Annotated in this window: 19 protein-coding genes; 2 read left to right on the top strand and 17 right to left on the bottom strand. The window is 68.9% G+C overall.

Annotated elements, in window-relative coordinates:
- Window positions 1-36: 36 nt before the first annotated feature.
- From OG876_RS24275 to OG876_RS24250, 6 genes are all read right to left on the bottom strand, one after another.
- Complete coding sequence (locus OG876_RS24275) at window positions 37-2,244, bottom strand: hypothetical protein (protein WP_328518919.1); 2,208 nt, start codon at window positions 2,242-2,244, stop codon at window positions 37-39.
- Window positions 2,241-3,215: a glycosyltransferase family 2 protein gene (locus OG876_RS24270; protein ID WP_328518918.1), complete on the bottom strand. Its 975-nt coding sequence runs from the start codon at window positions 3,213-3,215 to the stop codon at window positions 2,241-2,243. Before OG876_RS24270 ends, OG876_RS24275 begins: the two co-directional genes overlap by 4 nt.
- Before the next feature lie 36 nt (window positions 3,216-3,251).
- Window positions 3,252-4,799, bottom strand: a complete 1,548-nt coding sequence (locus tag OG876_RS24265; protein WP_328518917.1) for a gamma-glutamyltransferase — start codon at window positions 4,797-4,799, stop codon at window positions 3,252-3,254.
- Between the two features lie 4 nt (window positions 4,800-4,803).
- Complete coding sequence (pheT, locus tag OG876_RS24260; protein ID WP_328518916.1) at window positions 4,804-7,428, bottom strand: phenylalanine--tRNA ligase subunit beta; 2,625 nt, start codon at window positions 7,426-7,428, stop codon at window positions 4,804-4,806.
- Window positions 7,428-8,537, bottom strand: a complete 1,110-nt coding sequence (gene pheS, locus OG876_RS24255; protein WP_328518915.1) for a phenylalanine--tRNA ligase subunit alpha — start codon at window positions 8,535-8,537, stop codon at window positions 7,428-7,430. Before pheS ends, pheT begins: the two co-directional genes overlap by 1 nt.
- Before the next feature lie 133 nt (window positions 8,538-8,670).
- Window positions 8,671-10,185 (bottom strand): MFS transporter, encoded by a 1,515-nt coding sequence (locus OG876_RS24250; RefSeq protein ID WP_328518914.1) that lies wholly within the window; start codon window positions 10,183-10,185, stop codon window positions 8,671-8,673.
- Between the two features lie 87 nt (window positions 10,186-10,272).
- Here OG876_RS24250 and OG876_RS24245 point away from each other — a divergent pair, with 87 nt between their 5' ends.
- A complete protein-coding gene (locus tag OG876_RS24245; protein WP_328518913.1) occupies window positions 10,273-10,977 on the top strand; it encodes a TetR/AcrR family transcriptional regulator C-terminal domain-containing protein in 705 nt (234 codons plus the stop codon).
- On the opposite strand, the gene OG876_RS24240 is transcribed toward OG876_RS24245, so the two are convergent.
- The 5 genes from OG876_RS24240 to infC form a co-directional block, all read right to left on the bottom strand.
- Window positions 10,967-11,671, bottom strand: coding sequence for a hypothetical protein (locus OG876_RS24240; RefSeq protein WP_328518912.1), 705 nt, complete (start codon window positions 11,669-11,671; stop codon window positions 10,967-10,969). The two genes, OG876_RS24245 and OG876_RS24240, sit on opposite strands and share 11 nt — an antisense overlap.
- A 166-nt stretch (window positions 11,672-11,837) precedes the next feature.
- Entirely contained in the window at window positions 11,838-12,656 is an 819-nt protein-coding gene (locus OG876_RS24235) for a TrmH family RNA methyltransferase (RefSeq protein WP_328518911.1), read from the bottom strand.
- Between the two features lie 23 nt (window positions 12,657-12,679).
- Window positions 12,680-13,072, bottom strand: a complete 393-nt coding sequence (gene rplT / locus OG876_RS24230) for a 50S ribosomal protein L20 (protein WP_131367113.1) — start codon at window positions 13,070-13,072, stop codon at window positions 12,680-12,682.
- A gap of 81 nt (window positions 13,073-13,153) precedes the next feature.
- Complete coding sequence (gene rpmI, locus OG876_RS24225) at window positions 13,154-13,348, bottom strand: 50S ribosomal protein L35 (protein WP_328518910.1); 195 nt, start codon at window positions 13,346-13,348, stop codon at window positions 13,154-13,156.
- An 84-nt stretch (window positions 13,349-13,432) separates the two neighbouring features.
- Window positions 13,433-14,167 carry a translation initiation factor IF-3 gene (gene infC / locus OG876_RS24220; RefSeq protein ID WP_328518909.1) on the bottom strand — a complete coding sequence of 245 codons (735 nt, stop codon included), beginning with the start codon at window positions 14,165-14,167 and terminating at the stop codon, window positions 13,433-13,435.
- Between the two features lie 275 nt (window positions 14,168-14,442).
- Between infC and OG876_RS24215 the strand changes: the two genes are divergently transcribed.
- Window positions 14,443-14,859 (top strand): DUF1844 domain-containing protein, encoded by a 417-nt coding sequence (locus tag OG876_RS24215; protein ID WP_328518908.1) that lies wholly within the window; start codon window positions 14,443-14,445, stop codon window positions 14,857-14,859.
- A gap of 105 nt (window positions 14,860-14,964) precedes the next feature.
- On the opposite strand, the gene OG876_RS24210 is transcribed toward OG876_RS24215, so the two are convergent.
- The 6 genes from OG876_RS24210 to OG876_RS24185 form a co-directional block, all read right to left on the bottom strand.
- The gene (locus OG876_RS24210; protein WP_328518907.1) at window positions 14,965-15,738 is read right to left on the bottom strand and encodes an LLM class F420-dependent oxidoreductase; all 774 of its coding nucleotides are present in this window, start codon (window positions 15,736-15,738) and stop codon (window positions 14,965-14,967) included.
- Window positions 15,739-15,765: 27 nt separating this feature from the next.
- Entirely contained in the window at window positions 15,766-16,851 is a 1,086-nt protein-coding gene (locus tag OG876_RS24205) for an FAD-dependent oxidoreductase (protein ID WP_328518906.1), read from the bottom strand.
- Window positions 16,848-17,528 (bottom strand): TetR/AcrR family transcriptional regulator, encoded by a 681-nt coding sequence (locus OG876_RS24200; protein WP_328518905.1) that lies wholly within the window; start codon window positions 17,526-17,528, stop codon window positions 16,848-16,850. Before OG876_RS24200 ends, OG876_RS24205 begins: the two co-directional genes overlap by 4 nt.
- 708 nt (window positions 17,529-18,236) lie before the next feature.
- A complete protein-coding gene (locus tag OG876_RS24195; RefSeq protein ID WP_328518904.1) occupies window positions 18,237-19,148 on the bottom strand; it encodes a carbohydrate ABC transporter permease in 912 nt (303 codons plus the stop codon).
- Window positions 19,149-19,266: 118 nt separating this feature from the next.
- Window positions 19,267-20,145, bottom strand: coding sequence for a carbohydrate ABC transporter permease (locus OG876_RS24190; protein WP_328518903.1), 879 nt, complete (start codon window positions 20,143-20,145; stop codon window positions 19,267-19,269).
- Window positions 20,145-21,437, bottom strand: a complete 1,293-nt coding sequence (locus OG876_RS24185; protein ID WP_328518902.1) for an ABC transporter substrate-binding protein — start codon at window positions 21,435-21,437, stop codon at window positions 20,145-20,147. Before OG876_RS24185 ends, OG876_RS24190 begins: the two co-directional genes overlap by 1 nt.
- Between the last annotated feature and the right edge of the window lie 72 nt (window positions 21,438-21,509).

The following is a 21,509-nucleotide window of genomic DNA, read 5'->3' as shown; positions in this document are numbered from 1 at the left end:
GGTAACGGTCTACGCGGACCCGATGTTACGGGACAATCACTCTCCGAGTTCGTAGATCCGGATCTTGCCGACGCTGTGTCGCAGCACGGCCAGCCGGTCGAGTGCGGGTGACACGGTCCCGTCGCGGGCGTCGGCGTACACCCAGCGAACGCCGTACTCGTCCCGCAGCCGCCGCAGCACGTCCGCGGTCGGCGCGGCGAGGGTCTGATTGGTGAGCGCGACCCGCTCGGGCCACGGCGACGGCTGCTCGGTGTAGCGGCGGCCGCCGACGCCCTGCGCGGCCATCGCCTGGTTCGTGTACGCCCAGCCCTCCATCACCGTCCGCCGGCCCGCCATCCCGCTGACGAGGTACCCGCGCGCGTCACACCCCGGCGTCTGCGCTCCGGCCGGCCGGCACCACGTGTTCGTGGCGACCACATCGGTCGGCGCCGAGTGCGAACCCAGCCACAACGCCGCCGAGGCCTCATCCGGATACACCACCCACCGCGGCGCCCGATACGTCGGCGATTTCTCGGTGTCCCCATGCACCGCGCTCTGCACGAACGAGCTGATCGGCGCGATCGCCAGCAACATCAGTACGACGAACAACCCACTACCCGCCTGCCGTAAGAACCGCCGCCACACGACCAGCAGCACGACCGTCAACGCGAGTACGACGAGCAGCAGCCGCGTGCTCGCCCACAATTGACGGCTCGGCGGACCGGCCGGCACGCCCTTCGCCCATACGAACAGACCGGCATAGATCACCGAGAGGCCGAACGCCGCGACCGCCACCCAGACCGGCCTGCGCGCCGCGCGGGCACTGGTCGCGGCGAACCAGCCCGCTCCCGCCAGGCTGAACGGCGCGGCCGTGTAGATGAAATAGGACTCGCTCACGGACGGATGGTCGATCAACAGATAACCCGCCCAGCCGGCGATCATCGCACCGAGCAGGAACCACGCCACCGGATCCCGCCGGCCGACGACCCCGAAGCCGACCAGCGCCATCGCCTGCAGCGTGAGCAGCAACCCCAGCAGGAGCGTCAGCGTCCCGATCACCGCACCATGTGCCAGCGCCGGCACAATCAGACCGCCCGCGCCGGGCTGCGTCGTATCACCGGTCGCGGCCGTGTAGACGGGAAGCGACTTCAGCACGGCGAGGAACTGCACCCCGGAACCATTGGTGCTCCCGGCAACCGTCAGCATCGTCCCCACACCCACCGCCACCAGCGCGGTCCCAGCGACGACGATCCGCGCAGGCACGCGCCGGGTCGTCACCAGCAGGAACACCGCGGCCAGCCCGACCCCCGCGATCAGCAGCGGCAGCACCGTGGGCTTCGACCCACCGCCGACAATCGCAACGGCGATCGCGACCACCCACAACCAGCCCCCGGCTTGGCGGAACAGCAACTCGATCAGGAACACCGCCACCGTCACACCGGCGACCATCCCGAACGTCTGCGACGGACTGAGAAAGCTGACCGGCGCGGCCAGGTTCACACTCGTGTCGACGAGCAAGTACAACTGCGGCGCGGCCAGAGCGAGAGCCGCGAGTACGCCGGTCCACCAGGTGCGACTCACGGTCCGCGCCAGCGTCGCGCACACGAGCAGGGCGACGACCAGCCAGGGCAGCAGCCACAGCCGGAAGACCACGACGATCGGTGACAGTCGGGTGATGTCCACGGCCCCGGCCATGTCGGCGTTCGCGAACCAGTGGTACTCCAGCCGCTCCCCCACCACCTGCGGCAACTCCGGCGGCACCGACCGCATCAGCTCGTGAACCATCGACAGGTGATAGAGCAGGTCCGGGTAGTACGCCGTACCGCCCGGAGGCATCGGGTGATACGCCATCACGCCGACGGTCGATGCGCCGAGGACGACCGCCGACGACACGGCCAGTCCCCAGGTCCACGCGACCGGCAACGGCTTCGGGTCGGCGATCCGCCAGAACCTCCGTCCGAACACCGCGAAGGCGACCAGTACCAAAGCCGGCCAGACGATCAACCAGCGTTGCCAGCCGAGGGCGGTGAACAATGCCCAGCCGATCAGCTGCCAGGTCGCTCCGACGACAGACCCGAGGCCGAGGTCCTCCGCCCAGTTGCCGGTACTACGCCACGCGGCGCGGAGCAGGAGAGTCCCGGGGAGTGCGATCGCCAGCGCTAAGTACACGGCGTACTTGACGATCGGGCCGGGACCGACGTCGACCGACGCGAGCCCGAGGACCGCTACCAGCAACGGCAGCAGCCACGGGAGCAACCGCCTCATCTGTCGTGGACCGGTTCCTGATGCCCTTGGTCTTCGAGGCTGTCGTATCCGACGAGGAACTGCGGCCGCCGCTGGCTGGACTGGAACAACCGCGCCACGTACTCACCCAGCAGCCCGAGGCAGAGCAACTGGATCGCGCCGATCACGCTGACCGCGAGCACGGTCGATGTCCAACCGGGAATGCTGTGGCCGCTCACCTTGATCACCAGCGCGCCGACCACGAACAGCGCGGACATCAGGCCGCCGAGCAGGCCGAGCCAGGTCGCCAGCCGCAGCGGCGCGGCCGAGAACGCGGTCACACTGTCGAACGCGAGCCGAAGCATCTTGGACAGGTTGTACTTCGTCGTCCCGGCGGCTCGCTCGGCACGGACGTACCGGACCTCGGCGCTCGGGAACCCGAGCCACGGGATCACCAGCCGGAACACCCGGCCGTCCTCGGGGAGTGTGTTGACCGCGTCGACCACCCGGCGCGACACCAGCCGGAAGTCGGCCGCGTCGAACGGGATGTCCTTGCCGACCAGCCGGCACATCAGGCGGTAGTACAGCCGAGCCGTCGTCCGCTTCGCCCAGGAATCACTCGAGCGATCCGCGCGAACGCCGTACACGACGTCGACGTCCTGCTCGCGCACGGCGGTCAGGAACTCGGCGATGACTTCCGGCGGGTCCTGCAGGTCGGCGTCGATCGTGACGACGTACCGGCCGCGGGCGCGGCGGAAGCCGGCCGACTGGGCGGCCTGGTGACCGCTGTTGCGGAGCAGGCGGACGACGCGGAGCTGGGCCCAGTCCTCCGCGGCCTCGAGCAGCAGTGCGGCCGTCTTGTCCCGGCTGCCGTCGTCGACGACGAGCACCTCGTAGCTGATGCCGAGGCTGTCGAGCAGCGGATGCATGCGGTCGAAGAAGATCGGCAGCACGTCCTCCTCGTCGTACATCGGTACGACGACGGAGAGCTCGGGGTCCTCGGTGTCCCGCATCGGCTGCCTTCCAGCTCAGTTGTCAGAGGGTTGACCTTACTGGGCCGGCGAGATCGCGACCGCTCCGGTACGGCGGGGGTCGCCGACCGCGAGCAGGCCGTCGGCCGGATCCCAGAACGCGGCCGCGACGCCGCCGAAGTACATCGAGTGCGGCGGCATCGGCCGGGTCGGCAGCGCGGTCGAGCCGGACACGGGCAGGTCGTCTTCATAGTCGACGACCACGTCTTCACGGACGCGGACGTGCAGCCGCGGATGGTCGACCGCCTCGCGTAGCGGCAGCCCACCGTGCGTGTAGAGCGCGTAGACCTGGGCCAGCGCGGTCGGGATCCGGTCGGAGCCTGGCGAGCTGATCGCGAGCACCGCGCCATCGCTGTCCCGGCGCGCGACGCTGGGGGCCATGTTCGAGGTGAGCCGTGTGCCGGGCGCGAGGCTGTGCGGACCGCCGTGCAGCAGCTCTTGCTCGCCGAGGGCGTTGTTGAGCCAGATGCCGGTGCCTGGCGTGAGTACGCCGGAGCCGTAGCCGGACGACACGGTGATCGCGCACGCGTCGCCCTCGTCGTCGACCACCGAGACAGTCGCCGTACTGGGTGAGGACAGCGCCCGGAGATCACCGGCCGCAGCGAGGTCCAGCAGCTTGTTGGCCTCGAGCTGCCGCCTGTCCTCCTCGTCCAGCTCGGCCAGCCGCCGCCCGAGTACGGCGTGCTGCACCTCGACGAGCCGTTCGAGCTCGGACTGCCGCCAGCTGCCGTCGGCCGGTACGCCGTCGAGCAGCGCGAGCATCGCGGCGACCGCGACACCACCAACGGCCGGCGGCGGGTTCGTCGCCAGGCGCCAGCCGTTCTGCCGGACCATCAGCGCCGGCCGTACGACGGCCTCGTACGCCGCAAGGTCTTCCGCGGTGAGGATGCCGTCGTTCGCGGCCATGTCGTGGATGAGCAGCTGGGCGAGCTCGCCGGTGTACATGGTCTCGGCGCCGTCGCGGGCGATCAGTTCGAGCGCCTCGGCGAGCTCGGGGATCACGACGTTGGTGCCGGCCTTGATCACCGAACCGTCTTCTTCGTGCACGACCTGATGGCTCGGCTGGTGCCAGCCGAAGATGATCTCGTGGGTGAAGCCCAGGTAGTAGCCCGAGGTCCGGCTCAGCGCGAACCCGTTCCGGGCGACGTCGATCGCGGGCTGCACCACCTCACGCCAGGGCGCCTTCCCGGATCGCTGGTGGGCCAGGTCGAGCGCCTTCATCCCGCCGGGGGTCGCGACGGATCCGTGGCCGACGGTGGTCGTCGTACCGCCGCCGTAGTCGGTGGTGATGTCCCAGACGCCACGGCCGAACCGGTCGGTGGACACGCCGCGGCCCGGCATCTCCACCCAGCCGTCGATGGTGACCGCGTCGCCGCCGGCCACCTGCAGGGTGACGAAGCCGCCCGAGGCCGGCGAGACCACACCGATCTCGTTCACCATCGTCACCAACGTGGCCGCGATCGCCGCGTCCACCGCGTTCCCGCCCTCGGCGGCCACCCGCACGCCGGCCTCGGCCGCCGCCTCGTTCGGCGCGGCCACGGCGACCCGCGGATGACTGCCGCTCATGGCGTCATCCGACCCGTTGGACGGCGCCGAAGCGGTCGACGGCGACCTGGACCGCGGCCTGCCGGACGTCGGCGACCTCGTTCTCCTTCAGCGTGCGGTCCGGCGCCCGGAACCGCAGCGCGAACGCCAGCGACTTCTTCCCCGCACCGATCTGCTCACCGGTGTACAGGTCGAAGAGCCGGATCGACTCCAGCAACTCCCCCGCACCCTCGACCAGCGCCGCCTCCACGTCCGCCGCGGCCACCTCGGCCGGGACGATCAACGCCACGTCCTCCTTGGCCACCGGGTACGACGAGAACGGCGTCGCCGTGATCGACTCCGGACCGGCCGCGATCAACGCGTCCAGGTCGAGCTCGACCGCACCCGACCGCGCCGGCAGACCGAATGCCTGGCAGACCTTCGGATGCAGCTCACCGGCGTGACCGACGACCTTGCCGTCGACGGAGAACTCCGCGCACCGGCCCGGATGCCACGGCGCGAGCTCCACGTTCTTCACGGCCGGCTCGACGCCGACCACCGACGCGATCATCCGGGCGAGCTGGACGGCATCCGCCCAACCGGCCGGGCGGCCCTTGCCCCACCAACCGGTCGGCGTGAGTGATCCGGTCAGCACCACTCCGACGTGCAGCGGCTGCTCGGGCAGAGCGTCGTACAGGGACTGGACCTCGGCGTCGCTCGGGCGGTGCGCTACGGACGGCAGTGGTGCGGGTTTCGCGTCCGGCTTCGGCAGGAAGACCAGGCCGGTCTGGAAGATCGCCAGGTCGGTGGCGCCGCGGCCGACGTTGCGCTCGGCGGTCCGGAGCAGGGTCGCGAGCAGCGTGGTCTGCATCGACGGCTCTTCGTCGGACAACGGGTTGACCAGCTTGACCGTAGTACGGCGGGAGTCGCCGGCGGGCAGGCCCATGGCGTCGAAGTCGGCGTCTCCGGCGAACGGGTACGACACGACCTCGGTCAGGCCCGCGCCGACGAGCGCGGTCGCGATCCGGCGGCGCCGTCGCTGCGACACCGTCAGCCCCTGCCCACCCGGCGCGGGCGGCAGAATCGACGGCACGTTGTCGAACCCAAACAGCCGAATGACCTCTTCGGCGAAGTCATTGGGATCCCGCAAGTCGGGCCGCCACGAAGGCGGAGTCACCGTCAGCAGATCGTCGCCGGCCAGCCCGGCGAGCAACGCATTGTTGCCCGGTGCGCCTCCCGTCCCCTCTTGTTCCCCATCCGGACCGACCGCAGGGCGGGCCGGCAGGACCAGCGCCGGGGCGTTCACGCCCGCCGCGAGCGGCGCCGGCACCGCGCCGGCGACTGCCGGCTCGACGGTGCAGCCGACCGACTGCAGGTGCCGGACCGTCTCGGCGATGCTGATCTGAGCGCCGGCGACGCGGGCGGGGTGGTCAGCGCGGATCGTCACCGGCTCGGGCAGCGTGTGGGTGTCGACGACGGTTTCGTCCGGCTGGATGGTGCCACCGGCCAGGTCGGCGAGGAGGTCGGCGACACGCTGGGCGGCGTACCGCGGCAGCAGCGGGTCGACCTCGCGCTCGAACCGCCGCGACGCCTCCGACGACAACTTGTGCCGCCGCGACGCGCGGGCGATCACGATCGGGTCGAAGTGCGCGGCCTCGATCACCACGTCGGTGGTTCGGTCGGAGATCTCGGTCGACGCGCCACCCATCACACCGGCGATGCCGATCGGGCCGGAGTCGTCGGTGATCAGCAGGTCCTCGGCGTCCAGCTCACGCGTCTGGTCGTCCAGCGTCATCAGCTTCTCGCCGGCGTGGGCCCGCCGGACCACGATCTCGCCGGACAGCCGGTCCTTGTCGTAGCCGTGAATCGGCTGGCCGAGCTCGAGCATCACGTAGTTGGTGATGTCGACGCCGATCGAGATCGGGCGCATCCCGGCCGCCAGCAGCCGCTTCTGCAGCCACCGCGGCGACAGCGCCTTCGCGTCGATGCCGGTCACCGTCCGGGTGACGAAGACGCTGCACCCCTCGGCGTCGTCGACCCGCACCGGATAACCGCCCGAACCAGAGCCGTCGAGCGCCAGGTCGGCCGGATCCTTCAGCGGAACGCCGTACGCCGTCGCCGCCTCGCGGGCCACACCACGGATGGACAGGCAGTAGCCGCGGTCCGGGGTGACCGCGATGTCGAGCACGTCGTCGCGCAGCGCGAGCAGCTCGATCGCGTCGTCACCCGGCTCGGCCTCACCCGGCTCGAGTACGACGATGCCGTGCGTACCGTCGTCACCCAGGCCCAGCTCCGAGCTCGAGCAGATCATGCCGCTGGAGACATGCCCGTACGTCTTCCGCGCCGAGATCGCGAACCCACCCGGCAGCACAGCGCCCGGGAGTACGACGACCACGAGGTCACCGACCTCGAAGTTGTTCGCACCGCAGACCACCCACTGCGGCTCGTCCTTGCCGATGTCGAGCGAGCACCAGCGGATGGTCTTGCCGTTCTTCTGCGGCTCGTCCTCGTACGTGAGGACCTTGCCGACCACGAGCGGCCCGGTCAGGTCGGACTCCTCGACGGTCTCCACCTCGAGGCCGGCCCGGATCAGCTTCTCCGCGACGCCGCGACCCGTGACCCCGGCCGGGAGGTCGACGTACTCACGAAGCCATGACAGTGGGACCCGCATCAGATCTCCATCCCGAACTGGCGGCTGAACCGCACATCACCCTCGACCATGTCCCGCATGTCCTCGACGCCGTTGCGGAACATCAGCGTCCGCTCCAGGCCCATCCCGAACGCGAAGCCGGAGTACCGATCGGTGTCGATGCCGCAGGCCTGCAGGACGCGCGGGTTCACGACGCCGCAGCCGCCCCACTCGATCCAGCCCTCGCTGCCACAGGTGCGGCACGGGCGGTCCGGGTTGCCGACGGAGGCTCCGCGGCAGACGAAGCACTTCAGGTCCACCTCGGCCGACGGCTCGGTGAAGGGGAAGAAGTTCGGCCGCAGGCGCGCCTCGAGGCCCTCGCCGAACATCGAGACGACGAAGTGGTCGAGCGTGCCCTTCAGGTGCGCGAGCGTGATGCCTTCGTCCACCACGAGGCCCTCGACCTGGTAGAAGACCGGCGTGTGGGTCGCGTCCAGCTCGTCGGTGCGGAACACGCGACCCGGGCAGATCACGTAGATCGGCGGCTTGCGGGTGAGCATCGACCGGGCCTGCACCGGCGACGTGTGGGTCCGCAGCACCTTGCCCGAGCCGGCCGGCTCGACGAAGAAGGTGTCCTGCATCTGCCGGGCCGGGTGGTCGGGCTGGAAGTTCAGGGCGTCGAAGTTCAGCCACTCGGCCTCGACCTCGGGACCTTCGGCGACGTCCCAGCCGAGCGCGGTGAACACGTCCGCGACCTGCTCGGAGATCAGCGAGAGCGGGTGCCGCGCGCCGAGCTCGGGGGTGTGCCACGGCAGCGTGACGTCGACGCGCTCGGTGGCCAGCATCCGCTCCTCGTGCTCGGCCTCCAGGACCGCGAGCCGGGCCGCGAAGGCCTCGATGATCGCCTTCCGGGCCGCGCCGATCCGCTGACCGGCCTCCTTGCGGCCCTGCGGCGGCAGCGCGCCGATCTCCCGGTTGGCCAGCGCGATCGGCGACTTCTCGCCGAGATGCGCGCCCTTCGCCTCCTGCAGGGCGGCCAGGTCGGCCGCCTCGGTAAACGCCTTCAGCGCCTCGTCGCGGGTCCGCTCCACCTCTTCGGCATGCAGCGGCGTCACTTCGACCGGGTCGTAATCAGTGTTGGGACCGGACATGGCTCGCTCTCGGTTTCGGAACTTCTGCGGATTGCAGTCTAGGAACCTCTCGCCCCTGAGCGTGAATCGCCTGTCCACAGCCGTGTGCTCCCGGCGCCGTCGGCACCGGGAGCACGCGGGAGAAGTGCAGCCGTCAGTTGTCCTGAGTGGTGTTCGCTTCGGCCAGTGCGGGTTCGGCGGCCGAGGGCTCCGCCTGCCGGCGCGGCAGGACCAGCAGAGCGACCAACGCACCGGCCAGCGCGCCGATCAAGCCGACGGTCATCGAGATCGACATGGCGTCGGTGAAGGCGGTCCGGGCGGCGGCGACGAAGTCCGGGCCGAGGGCGAGCGTGTCCGCGATCGACTTGCGCGCCGGTTCGGGAACCGAGTCCGGCAGCGACGAGGAGTACGCCGCGGCCAGCACACTGCCCAGTACGGCGACCGACAGCGCGGCACCGGTCTGCTGGACGGTGTCGTTCATCGCCGATCCGACACCGCGGTGGTCCGGCGGAACCGCCTGCATGAGCAGCGTGTACGCCGCGGGTCCGGCCAGACCGCCGCCGACGCCCATCACCATCAAACCGATGATCAGCAGGCCGTACCCGGTCGAGTCGGAGACCTGGGTCAGGATGCCGAAGCTGCCGGCGATGATCACCAGCCCGAGCACGATCAGCGTGCGATCCGCCATCTTCTTGCCGAGTGTCGCCCCGAGAGCGTTGAACACCGTCGCGGCCACGGCGTACGGGATCAACGCCAGGCCGGCCTTCAGCGGCGTGTACCCGAGCACGAACTGCAGGTACTGCGTCAGCGCCAGCAACAGCCCGCCGGCGGTGAACGACAGCAACACGATCGAGAAGCTCGTGCCACTGAAGTTCCGATCCCGGAACAGTGCGAGCGGCACCATCGGGTGCTCACTCCGCTTCTCCCACAGCGCGAACCCGGTCAGCGCCGCCACCCCGACGACCAGGCCGCCGAGCACCTTGGCGGACCCGAACCCGTCGGCCGGGATCGAGATGATCGCCCACACAACCGCGGCCATACCGATGATCGACAGCACCGCGCCGGCCGGGTCGACGTCGCGCGCCGGCCCCTTCGACTCGGGGATCAGGGCCAGCGTGCCGATGATCGCGAGTACGGCGATCGGCACGTTCAGCCAGAAGATCGAGCCCCACCAGAAGTGGTTCAGCAGTACGCCGCCCACGGTCGGGCCGGCGACCACGCCGACCATCGCGACCATCGACCAGCCGGCCATCGCCTTGCGCTGCTCCTCCGGCGGGAACACCGTGAACAGCAGCGACAGCGTGCTCGGCATCAGCAGCGAGCCGCCGACACCCATCAGCCCGCGGCAGGCGATCAACTGCCCCGGGTTCTGGGCCAGCGTCGCCAGCAGCGAGGCCACCCCGAAGATCACCAGCCCGAGGAGCAGCATCTTCCGGCGACCGAACCGGTCGGACAGGCTGCCCGCGGTCAGCAACAGCCCGGCGAACGCCAGGATGTAGGCGTCGATCACCCACTGGATGTCCGCGGGCGTCGCGTCCAGGTCGCGCATCAGCGACGGGATCGCCAGGTTGAGCACGGTGTTGTCGACGACCAGCACCATCAAGCTCAGGCACAAGATCAACAGGATCCACCAGCGTCGCGGATGGCCGGTCGCCGAAGAATCAGACACGGAGGAGGACTCGAACGGTGTACTAGTCACTCGCACACTGTACGACGAACTCGCACAGTGTTCCAGTGGATTGGCTAGGATGGGTTCATGAAGGAATCGATCTGGACCCGGCAGCGGGCTGCCACCCCGGCCCGCGAGACGCTCAGCCGGGAGCAGATCGTGCAGACGGCGATGGCCACCCTGGACGCGGAGGGCCTCGCTGGGCTCAGCATCCGGAAGCTGGCCGCCAAGCTCGGCGCGGGCGCAACCAGCCTCTACTGGCACGTGCCGACCAAGGACGACTTGATCGACCTGCTCATCGACGAGATCTGGAGCGAGGTCGACGTACCGGGTCCCGAGCTGGCCGGCTGGCGGAGCGGTGCGCTGCTGTTCGGCCACAGCCTGCGCGCCACCGTGCTCCGCCATCCGTGGCTTCCAGAGATCATGTACGTCCGGCCCAGCATCGGGCCGAACGCCATGACGCTCGGTTCGCGCGGCCTGGTGCTGTTCGGCGCGGCCGGCTTCTCCGGCCCGGACGTCGATTACGCGATGGGCAGCGTGATGTCCTACGTCCTCGGCACCGCGAGCTCCGAGGTCGCGACCCGCGAGATGGCACGGAGGGCCGGCCAGTCCTTGGAGCAGATGAGCGGGGACCTTCTGCAGCAGGCCGAAGCCCTCACCACCGACCTCCCCGGCATGCAGGAGTCGGTCCGGCGACGCGCCGACCGGGATGTGAACGCGCTGTTCACCGAGTCCTTCGCCTTCGGACTCGACGCTCTGCTCGACGGGCTCGAGGCTCGCCTCAAGAAGTGAGGCCGAACCACGGCTCCTTGCCGAGCTCGGTCAGTAGCACCTCGCGGTCTCTGGGATCCGCGACGAGCGCCGTGAGTTCCTCCGCCCGGCGGAGTTCGGCTCGCGCCTGGTCGGGCGAGCCGGTCGCGGCGAGCGCGCGGGCGAGCGCCTCGCGGGCGAACGGTTCGTCCCAGTCGGCCATCTGGTCCGGGTGGTTCTGGATGAGCTGCAGACAACGCCGCGCGTGGTCAAGGCCGAGCTCGACGCGGCCGATCCGCAGTGCGACCCGGGCGATCAGGTGCTCGCCACGGGCATGGTTCGCTTCGTTGCCGGCTTCGAGCCAGTGCAGGCAGGCGGCGTACGCGCCGTACAGGACGCGCTCCTGGTCGAGGAGCGGACTTGTCTCGTCGATCTGCTCGAGCAGGTCCCAGGTTTCGTTGTTGAGCTCGACACCGAAGTAGCGGTGCAGTTCGCGGCCCTCGACCAGCTCGGTGGCCACCTTCGCCATCAGCTCGGGCCAGCTGGCCAGCCCGTACTCACGGGCGATGGTCAGCTGCGCGTCCCGCAGGGTGAAACCGTCTGTGTAGTTGGGGTGCTGGGCGCGGACCCGCTCGATCGCGTCCGGACGTCCCTTGGTCACGGCCTTGCGGAGGTCCTTCGCCTGCGTGCGCAGCTGACTGAGGCTGGCTTTGGCGGGCAGCGGTGTGGTCGACATCGACGATCCTTCCAGGGCAGCCCGCTCCGCTGAATCAGGCCGTCCCGAAGGGTTCACCGGCCGTCAAGAGTCCTGCTGTTCGATCCAGGTGCACTCGGTGCTTGCCGCGGAGAGGAGGCGCCCTGGCGCGCGCTGCGCCAACGCTGACACGGCCGCCGCGTCGGCGTCAACTGGTACGGCGCTGGGCCCGGGCGGACGCGTAGAGGCAGATCGCGGCGGCGGTGGCGAGGTTGAGGGACTCGGCGCGGCCGTAGATCGGGACTTTCACCGAGCGGTCGACGATGGCGTCGAAGCCGTCGGGGAGACCGTGGGCCTCGTTGCCGAACAGCCAGACGGTCGGCCGGGTCAGGGTGCCGTCCTCGATGCAGCTGTCCAGGTCGGAGGAGCCGTACCCGTCGGCGGCGAGGACCTGCAGTCCCTGATCCCGCCAGGACTTGGCGGCCGCGGCGATGTCCACGTCGACGGCGATCGGCACGTGGAAGATGCTGCCCACACTGGCCCGGACCGCCTTGGGGTTGTGCGGGTCCACGGACTCCGACGACAGGACGACCGCATCCGCTCCGGCGGCATCCGCCGTACGGATCAAGGTGCCGACGTTGCCGGGATCCCGGACCTGCACGCCGACGGCCACCAGCTTGGCGGTACGTCGGACCGCCTGGTCCAACGGTGTGTCGACGAGGGAGCAGACGGCGACCACGCCTTGTGAGGTGACGGTCTCGCTGAGGGCCTCGACGGCGGCGCGGTTGACCTCGAACCAGGGCACACCGGCGGCCTCGGCCAGGTCGCGGAGATCACGGTGACGGGTGGCGACGGCGGGTTCGGCGTACACCTCGAGGACGAGTTCGCGGTGCTCGAGGGCTTCGCGGACCGCCTGCGGTCCCTCGACCAGGAAGCGGCCGGTCTTGCGCCGGAACGCACGAGTGGCGAGCCGCCGGGCCTGCTTGATCCGCACGGACTGTGCGGTCAGCAGACCAGGGCTCGCCACTGCAGTGCTGTCTGGGGTGTTGCTCAGGCCGCGGCGTCGGACTTCGGCGCGTTCACGTCGGCCGGGAGGGCGGCCTTGGCCACCTGCACCAGCGCGGAGAACGCGGCCGGGTCGTTGACGGCCAGGTCGGCGAGGATCTTCCGGTCGACCTCGACCTCGGCCAGCCGCAGACCCTGGATGAACCGGTTGTAGGTCAGGTCCTCGGCGCGGACCGCGGCGTTGATCCGCTGGATCCACAGCTTGCGGAAGTCGCCCTTGCGCGCCTTGCGGTCCCGGTAGGCGTAGACGAGCGAGTGGGTGACCTGCTCCTTGGCCTTGCGGTACAGACGCGAGCGCTGGCCGCGGTAGCCGCTGGCCTGCTCCAGGACGACCCGGCGCTTCTTGTGGGCGTTGACTGCCCGCTTCACGCGTGCCATGAGGTGTTACTCCTTGTATTTCTGCGCCGGAGCCGGACTGGGCCCACTCGGCGGGGATGTTCGGGGGGTTGAGGGCGGTGCTCAGATGCCGAGAAGCTTCTTGGCCTTCTTCGCGTACGACGGCGCGACCTCGACGGTGCCGCTCAGGCGACGCTTGCGCTTGGACGACTTCGCCTCGGCGAGGTGGCGGATGCCGGTCTGCTCGCGGCGGACCTTGCCCGTGCCCGTGATCCGGACGCGCTTCTTCATCCCCGAGTGGGTCTTCATCTTCGGCATGGCTATGTACTCCTGTTGTTCTTTCGTTGACTCGAACTCGGTGCGGTGCTCCGGCTGTCCTCGCGGCCGGCCGGAGCAATCACGTCACTCCGGGTCGAGGTTGTCTGCCGGACCCTTCGGCTTCTTCGTGGAGCCGGCGGCTCGCTCGGCCTCGTGCGCCTGAACCTGCTCGGCGCGCTCGGCGCGCTCCGCCTCGTGCTCAGCCTCACGCTCGGCCTGCTTCTTCGCCTTCTCGGCCTCCACGTCCACGCGCGCCTCGGACTTCTTCTTGTGCGGTCCGAGCACCATGATCATGTTCCTGCCGTCCTGCCGCGGCGAGGACTCGACGAAGCCGAGCTCGCTCACGTCCTCGGCCAGCCGCTGCAGCAGCCGGAAGCCGAGCTCCGGGCGGGACTGCTCACGTCCGCGGAACATGATGGTGATCTTGACCTTGTCACCGGCACGCAGGAACCGGACGACGTGACCCTTCTTGGTCTCGTAGTCGTGCGGGTCGATCTTCGGCCGCAGCTTCATCTCTTTGATGACCGTGTTGGTCTGGTTCCGGCGGGACTCGCGCGCCTTCTGCGCGGTCTCGTACTTGTACTTGCCGAAATCCATCAGCTTGCAGACGGGAGGCCGGGCGGTTGCCGCGACCTCGACGAGGTCGAGATCGGCCTCCTGTGCCAGCCGAAGTGCGTCCTCGATCCGGACGATGCCTACCTGCTCACCGTTCGGTCCGACCAGTCGCACCTCGGGAACGCGGATGCGCTCGTTGACGCGCAGTTCAATGGTGATGGGTCCTCCTGGGTTGTGCTCGTACTGGTGCCACCTCGTGATCACCGAAGCCCCTGGAAAACACGAAGGCCTCCGTGCGATCACACGAAGGCCCAATTCCCAGATCGACGACGTCCCAACCCCTCCGGGTGGTACGCCGTACGACCGCTGTGATTCTCCGGATATCCTCCAGAACCTCTCAGCGTGACCGGGACCCGCCGACTCTGCATCGACTGGGTGGGAGGTGGCCCTCCGCTTAGACTCGAACCATCGGAGGCCCTCGAGTATTCCGCTCAGGGGTCACCAACGGACCGGGTCGGTCGCCATGTAAGAGTAGCAGCATGACCGACTCAGGTGCCACTTCGCAGCCGGACGACGCTCAGCCGGCGGCCGCGGACGACAGCCGCCCGGACCCGCTGTCCACAGTGTCGCGCGACATCGCCGACGTACCCAGCGTGGAGATCATCTCGACCGCCGCCCTCCACCTGATGAGCGCCGCCGCCGTCCACCTCGGCCTGGCCGAAGACCTCCCCGACCACCAGGACCTCGACGAGGCCCGCTCCCTGATCGACGCCCTCGCCGGCCTCCTCGACGCCTCCGCCCCCTCCCTCGGCCACCACCACGCAGCCCCCCTCCGCGACGGCCTCCGCTCCCTGCAACTGGCCTTCAAAGAGTCCTCCACCATCCCCGACGAGCCAGGCGCCGGCCCGGGCGAGAAGTACACCGGCCCCGTCCACCCCACCGCCGGCCGCAGGTAATCGACCCCACGCGTGCACCAGCCGGCGGCCTAACTCCCGCCGGCCCCACGCGGCCCACAACTGCCCTAACCGCCGCCCGCACGTGTCAAGGAATCCTTTGCAGGGTCAGGCGTTCTGTTCGTCGCGCCAGGCGATCCAGCGGCGGATGGTGTGGAGGTCGTAGTCGGGGCCGCTGGTGGAGACCGTGAACAGGCTGACACCGAGCTCGCGAAGGGCCGGACCGTTCTGCCAGGGATCGCCTCCGACGTGGACGGAGCGTTCGATCGTCGACGGGTCGCGGCCGATCTCGGCGCAGTACCGATCGAGCAGGCCGAGCTTCCGCACCAGGTCCTCGCCCTCGGCGAAGGTGTTCCAGATGTCGGCGTGCCGAGCGACGACGCGGAGCATCTTCTGCTCGCCACCGCCGGCGATCAGGATCGGCATCGGGCCGATCGGCGGCGGGTTCAGCGCGGCGAGGCGCTTCTCGATCCGCGGCAGGGCGTCGGCGAGTTCGGCCACCCGGCGGCCGGGCGACGGGAACTCGTACCCGTACTCGAGGAACTCGCGTTCCTTGAAGCCGGCGCCGATCCCGAACACGACCCGCCCACCGCTGATGTGGTCGACGGTCCTGGCCATGTCCGCCAGCAGGTCCGGGTTGCGGTAACTGTTGCAGCTGACCAGGACGCCGAGGCCGATCCGGGAGGTCTGCTCGGCCCACGCGGCGAGAGTCGTCCAGCCCTCGAAGTGCTTGCCCTCGGCCACCTTGCCGAGCGGGAAGAAGTGGTCCCAGGTGAAGAGGATGTCCGCGCCCAGATCCTCGACCTCGGCGGCGGCCCGGCGGATCGCGGCGTACTCGGCGCGCTGCGGCGCCAACTGGGCACCGATGCGGACTGGTCTCATGACAGTGCTCCTCAGCTGCGGTGCGTCCTACCCGATCGTGCTGAAGAAGTTCAGCAGGCCGGTGGGGGCATCGGGGGCGAAGCAGAGGTCGAGGTTGGCGGCGGATTCGGCCGCGGACTGTTCGGCGCGCGGGAAGAGATCGGACTCGTACGCCGCCAGTGCCGCCTCGGTGTCATCGGGGTGGGCGATCAGGGCCGCGGCCAGTTCAGCGCCGTCCTGCATCGCGAGGTTGGCGCCTTCACCGGCGAAGGGTGACATGAGGTGTGCGGCGTCGCCCAGGAGCGTGACGCCGGGGACCCGCTTCCACTGGTGGCCGATCGGCAGGGCGTGGATCGCACGAGGGAACGGCGCGACGTCGGCATCGCGGATCAGGCGGAGGAAGCGGTCGTCCCAGTCCGTGAACTCGGCCAGCAAAGCGTCCTTGGTGATGTCACCGCTGGACCATTCGGCCTCGGTGCGCAGAGCGGCGTACACATGAAGGCGGTCGGGTTCGCGGTGCGCCAGGAAGCCGCGGCCGTCGCCGAGGGCGAACATGAGGCCGGCGCCGATCAGCTCGGCGCTCTCCGGATGCCGTACGTCGGGATCGATGAGATCCAGCTCCGCAAAAGACAGACCCGAGTACGCCGGTGTCGCGTCGGAGACGAGTGGCCGGACCTTCGACCACGCGCCGTCCGCGCCGACCAGCAGGTCGGCCGTGAACGTGCTGCCGTCCGCCAGCCGCACTTCACGGTCGACGATCTCGACGACCTTCGAGTCCCAGCGGATCACGCCGTCCGGCAGGCTGCCGATCAGCAAGTCGCGCAGGTCCCGGCGGTGCACCTCCGGACGACCTTCACCCTCGTCGGCAAAGCGCAGTACGGCGTCCCGGCCGTAGATCCGCATCGCCTCGCCACCGGGCATGACGATGCGCCGGAACTCGTCGTACAGCTCGGCCGCCTGCAACGCCGCCTGACCGGACTCCTTGTGGATGTCGAGCATGCCGCCCTGGGTGCGGGCGGTCGGCGAGGCGTCCAGTTCGTAGACAGCGGCCTCGATGCCGTTGACGTGCAGTACTCGCGCCAGCGTCAAGCCACCGAGGCCGGCGCCGATGATTGCGATTCCGTGGTGCATCATGTCGGTTGTCCTCCCGTCCGTGGAGTGGCGAGCACTCCGTTGATCAAGACGCGGATGCCCCAGGACGCGCGGTCCTCCCCTGGCCCGCTGAGCAGGTCCTCGCCCTGCGCGACGATCCGCGGGTGCGTCTCCGGTCGGACAACTCGCAACGCGGCGCCCAACGCGTCCCACTGCTCCGGGTCGTCGCCGCCCGCGTGTTCGGCAGCGGTCGACGTCGCCAACTGGAGCAGCAGGTCGAGACCCCAGGCAGCCTGTTGTGGCGGCACGCCACCTTCGTCGAGCAGCGCGAGCACGCCCTCCACCAACCGGAGGTAGTTCTCCCCCGCCGGCCGCGCGGTCACCGCGGACTGAGCGAGACTCGGATACTCGAACAGGACCCGCGTGTACGACGCCAGCACCGCCTCGAGCCGCTCCCGCCAGTCCCCTTCGGCCTCGACCGGCGACAAGTCCACCGCACCGAGCAGTTCATCGAGTACGGCGCCGTGCAGCTGGGCCGTATTCCGGAAGTACACGTAGAGGGACGCCGGCCCGGTGTCGAGCTCCTTCGCCAGCCGCCGCATCGTCACCCGATCCAGCCCTTCGGCGCGCATCACCTCCACAGCCGCCACCACAATCCCGCGCCGAGTCAACGCCGCCTTAGCCGGCCGCTCCCGCCGACTCCTAGGTTCATCCGTCATGCTGCCAGCCTAACGAACACGTTCGTTACGAACAAGTTCGCCCCGTAGCCCTTGAGAACGGCCAAACCCAAAGCCGCTCGCTTCAGCACGCTGGGAGCCATCCCCTGAACCCCACGACTGCCACCCCTCCGCGACCTCCTCGAATGGCCGGATCGGAGCCGTGAACGACGGCCAGGATCGACTTTGTGCACCAGATCCGTACGCCGAGGCCGTCGCCATACGGATCTGGTGCACAAAGTGACCGATCCCGACCACGCGCGGCAGCCGGGCCACGACGCACCCACATGAATGACAGGACAGCCCACGGGACCCGGTCCAAGCCCCGACGAGTGCCCGAGGCCGGCCGGCGTCCTCGACGAAGCGCGACAGCACGCACCCGGGTATGCGAGAGCGCGCGTTGGACAACTCCACTCGGAGCGGATTCTGCAACCGCCTCAACCACGCGACCACGGTGCAGTTGGATGAAGCGCGGCAGCGCACCCCCGGGTGGGCGGGAGCGCGCGCAGCGGACGAGAGGAAGGAGCGGCCGCGAAAGCACGTGTGGGTGACAACCACACCCACCCCAGCCCGTCGACACAACCACCACAACCACGCGACCACGGTGCAGTCGATGAAGCGCGGCAGCGCGCACCCCCGGGTGGGCGGGAGCGCGCGGCGGACAGGACCGAGGAGTGGCTGTGGGAGCGCGCGTGGGTGCGCCCGTGCGGGTCAGCCCTTGACGGCGCCTTCTTCGACGCCTTTGAAGAAGAAGCGTTGGAGGGTGGCGAAGACGATCACGATCGGGATGAAGGCGATCATCGTGCCGGCGGCGATCAGGCGGGGGTTGTTGCTGAAGGTGCCGGACAGGTACTGCAGGCCGACGGTCAGCGTGTACTTGTTCGGGTCGGTGAGCACGATCAGCGGCCAGAGGAAGTCGTCCCACGCGCCAATGAACGCGAAGATCGCGACCACGCTGATGGTCCCCCGCACCGACGGCAGCCCGATGTACACGAACCGCTGCCACGCGTTCGCGCCGTCCACGACGGCCGCCTGGTCGACCTCGATCGGTAGCGACCGGAACGCGTTGTACATCAGTAGCACGTTCAGCGCCCCGATCATGCCGGGCAGCGCGACCCCGAACAGCGTGTTCGCCAGCCCGAACTCCCGCACCGTCACGTACTGCGAGATGATCGTGACCTCTCCCGGCAACACCAGCGTGGCCAGGAACAACCCGAGCACCAGCCGGCGCCCGCGGAACTGCAACCGCGACAACCCGAACCCGGCCAGCGACGCCCCGATAACATTGCCTCCGACAACGAGTACGGCGACCACCAGCGAGTTCCGCGCATAATCCCAGACGGGGATCGTGTCGGTCACGGACTTGTAGTGGTCGAATGTCGGCTGGGCCGGCAGCAACCGCGGGATCCGGGTGTAGATGTCCTCCCCGGATCCCTTCAGCGACGTGGACAACTGCCACAGGAACGGCCCGATCGTGATCAGCAGCACGAACACCAGCAGCACGTACCGAACCACCTTCTCGCGCGGCGAGACGGTGTTGAACCCGAACGAACCACGCTGTCGAACCCGAGGCGGCTCGGGTACGGCGACCTCCGGGACGACGGCTTCCTTGATCGCGGTCATGGGGCCTCCCGGCCTGGACTGAGGAGCGCAGGGAGCGCAGCGACTGGAGCGACGAGGGAAGGCCGGGAACCAAGGCCCCATAACCACGCCGGTGCCGAAGGCCCGGCCAAAAGCAGAGTCATGCTTCCGCTCCACGACGGTTGAGGCGGGCCAGCACCAGCATCGGTACGACGGTGACGAAGAACAGCACGATCGACAGCGCGGACGCGTACCCGAGGTTGCCCTCGAAACCCTGGCTGTACTGCTGGATCAGCATCACCACCGAGTTGTCCCGGCCACCCGGACCACCCTTGCCACCGCTCAGGATGAACAGCTCGGAGAACACCCGCAGCGCCGACACCGAGATCAGGATCGAGATCAGGATCATCGTCCCGCGTACGCCCGGCACCGTCACATACACGAACCGCCGCAGCGGTCCGGCGCCGTCGACCGCGGCGGCCTCGTGCAGCTCACGTCCGACGTTCCCGAGGGCGGCCAGGTAGATGATCATGTAGTACCCGAGCCCCTTCCAGATCGTCAGACTGATTGCACTCAGCAACAACAGCCACTGGTCGGACAGGAACGGCAGCGGCCCGGAGATGACGCCGAGCTTCTCGGCCAGTCCGTTGACCAGACCGCGATCGTCGAGGATCCACTGCCAGATCAGCGCCACCACGACCGCCGAGGCCACCACCGGGGTGTAGAAGGCGGTCCGGAAGAACGTGATCCCGGGCAGCTTCTTCTCCACCAGTACGGCGAGCAGCAGCGGCAGGACGGTCAGGAACGGCAGGCAGACCACCATGTAGATGACGCTGTTCAGCAGCGCCCAGCGCAACTGGTCGTCGTGCAGAAGGGTCTCGAAGTTCTTCAGCCCGACGAAGGTGCCGCCGCCGATCGGCCTGGCGTTGGTGAACGACAGGATGACGGTGTTGATCGACGGCCAGAGGTTGAACACCAGCAACCAGGCGAGCGCCGGGATCACCAGCACCCACGGTGTGAACCAGCGGTGATAACGCATTACTGCGTGAGGAGCTGGTTGGCCTTCGCCACCGCCGCGTCGAGGGCTGCCTGGGACGAGATCTTGCCCGAGATCGCGAGCGAGATCTGCTGCCCGATGAAGTCGTTGGTGGCACCACTGATCACCGGCGGCTGCAGCACCTTCGCCTTGGCCAGCGACTCGAACGCGAGCACCTTGGCATCGCTCTCCGGCGTACCGTCGCTCTTCGAGAAGTACGGGTCCGAAGCGGACGCCTTGGTGGACGGGAAGATGTTCACGATCTTGGCGAACGCGGCCTGGTTCTCCGCGTTGGTGACGAACCGGGCCAGCGCGATCGCGGCCGCCTGGTTCTTCGTCTTCGCCGACACCGACAGCCCCTGCACGTACAGCGGCGGAGTGTCGAGCGCGGGCGACGGGACGACCTTGCCCTTCAGTGACGGGTTGTCCTTCTGGAAGTCCTGGATCGCGTTGCCGCCACCGGTGGTCCAGGCGACCTTGCCCTGGGTGAAGAGCTTGGAGTTGCCCAGGTACTCCTGGGTCAGGATGTCGCGCGGCAGGTAGCCGGCCTTGTAGGCGTCGCGGTACTTGTCCAGCAGCGCGGCGGCCTCGGGGGTGTTGAAGACGAACTTCTTGCCGTCGTCGGACAGGATCTTCACGCCGGCGTTGGTGAAGTCGCCGATGCCGGGCAGCCGGCTCATCAGGTACTCCTTGCCGCCGGTCTTGTCGTGCATGACCTTGGCGGCCGCGAGCAGTTCGTCGAACGTCTTCGGCGGGTTCTTCACGTCGAGCCCGGCCGCGGCGAACTTGGTCGCGTTCCAGTAGTCGATGTCGGTGTTCAGGTACCAGGGGTAGCCGAAGGTGCCGTCCATGCCCTGGTACTGGTACGCCTGGACGCCGCCCTCGACGTACTCGTCGTTGATCTTCGGGTCGGCGGCGCCGACGTCGAGCAGCATGTCCTGTTTGGCGAGCGAGAGGGCGAAGTCCGGCGGCAGGTTGGTGACGTCCGGCAACTGGCCGGCCGAGGCCTGGCTCAGCACCTTCTTGTCGTAGCCGTCGCCCGGCTGGTCCAGCCAGGTGACCTTCGTGCCCGGGTACTTCGTCTCGAAGACCTTGATCACGCCTTCGACGTACGCCGTGAACTTCGGCTTCAGGGCCCAGGTCTGGAAGCTGACCTCACCGGTCACCTGGGCGTTCGCGTCGACGGTCGGCTTGGCGGCGGCACTGCCGGAATCGCCGGATCCGAGGCCGCAACCAGCCAGAGTGAGAGCGGCGGCGGCGAGGGCTGCCACCGGCGCCAGACGGCGTCTATGCATGGAAATCTCCTGGGTTTGATAAACCGGTATAGCTCCTGCACTATCCACATCGTAGAATCCGCTGTCAAGGGG

The organism is Kribbella sp. NBC_00359, from assembly GCF_036097425.1.
Classification (GTDB): domain Bacteria; phylum Actinomycetota; class Actinomycetes; order Propionibacteriales; family Kribbellaceae; genus Kribbella.
The sequence above is the reverse complement of the archived record's forward strand: the minus strand, read 5'-3'. Positions and strand labels throughout refer to the sequence as shown.

What these genes read in the sequence shown, in the direction of transcription:
- OG876_RS24275 (WP_328518919.1), bottom strand. Translation starts at nt 2,244, where the DNA reads ATGAGGCGGTTGCTCCCGTGGCTGCTGCCGTTGCTGGTAGCGGTCCTC.
- OG876_RS24270 (WP_328518918.1), bottom strand. Translation starts at nt 3,215, where the DNA reads ATGCGGGACACCGAGGACCCCGAGCTCTCCGTCGTCGTACCGATGTAC.
- OG876_RS24265 (WP_328518917.1), bottom strand. Translation starts at nt 4,799, where the DNA reads ATGAGCGGCAGTCATCCGCGGGTCGCCGTGGCCGCGCCGAACGAGGCG.
- pheT (WP_328518916.1), bottom strand. Translation starts at nt 7,428, where the DNA reads ATGCGGGTCCCACTGTCATGGCTTCGTGAGTACGTCGACCTCCCGGCC.
- pheS (WP_328518915.1), bottom strand. Translation starts at nt 8,537, where the DNA reads ATGTCCGGTCCCAACACTGATTACGACCCGGTCGAAGTGACGCCGCTG.
- OG876_RS24245 (WP_328518913.1), top strand. Translation starts at nt 10,273, where the DNA reads ATGAAGGAATCGATCTGGACCCGGCAGCGGGCTGCCACCCCGGCCCGC.
- OG876_RS24240 (WP_328518912.1), bottom strand. Translation starts at nt 11,671, where the DNA reads ATGTCGACCACACCGCTGCCCGCCAAAGCCAGCCTCAGTCAGCTGCGC.
- rplT (WP_131367113.1), bottom strand. Translation starts at nt 13,072, where the DNA reads ATGGCACGCGTGAAGCGGGCAGTCAACGCCCACAAGAAGCGCCGGGTC.
- rpmI (WP_328518910.1), bottom strand. Translation starts at nt 13,348, where the DNA reads ATGCCGAAGATGAAGACCCACTCGGGGATGAAGAAGCGCGTCCGGATC.
- OG876_RS24215 (WP_328518908.1), top strand. Translation starts at nt 14,443, where the DNA reads ATGACCGACTCAGGTGCCACTTCGCAGCCGGACGACGCTCAGCCGGCG.
- OG876_RS24210 (WP_328518907.1), bottom strand. Translation starts at nt 15,738, where the DNA reads ATGAGACCAGTCCGCATCGGTGCCCAGTTGGCGCCGCAGCGCGCCGAG.
- OG876_RS24205 (WP_328518906.1), bottom strand. Translation starts at nt 16,851, where the DNA reads ATGATGCACCACGGAATCGCAATCATCGGCGCCGGCCTCGGTGGCTTG.
- OG876_RS24200 (WP_328518905.1), bottom strand. Translation starts at nt 17,528, where the DNA reads ATGACGGATGAACCTAGGAGTCGGCGGGAGCGGCCGGCTAAGGCGGCG.
- OG876_RS24195 (WP_328518904.1), bottom strand. Translation starts at nt 19,148, where the DNA reads ATGACCGCGATCAAGGAAGCCGTCGTCCCGGAGGTCGCCGTACCCGAG.
- OG876_RS24190 (WP_328518903.1), bottom strand. Translation starts at nt 20,145, where the DNA reads ATGCGTTATCACCGCTGGTTCACACCGTGGGTGCTGGTGATCCCGGCG.
- OG876_RS24185 (WP_328518902.1), bottom strand. Translation starts at nt 21,437, where the DNA reads ATGCATAGACGCCGTCTGGCGCCGGTGGCAGCCCTCGCCGCCGCCGCT.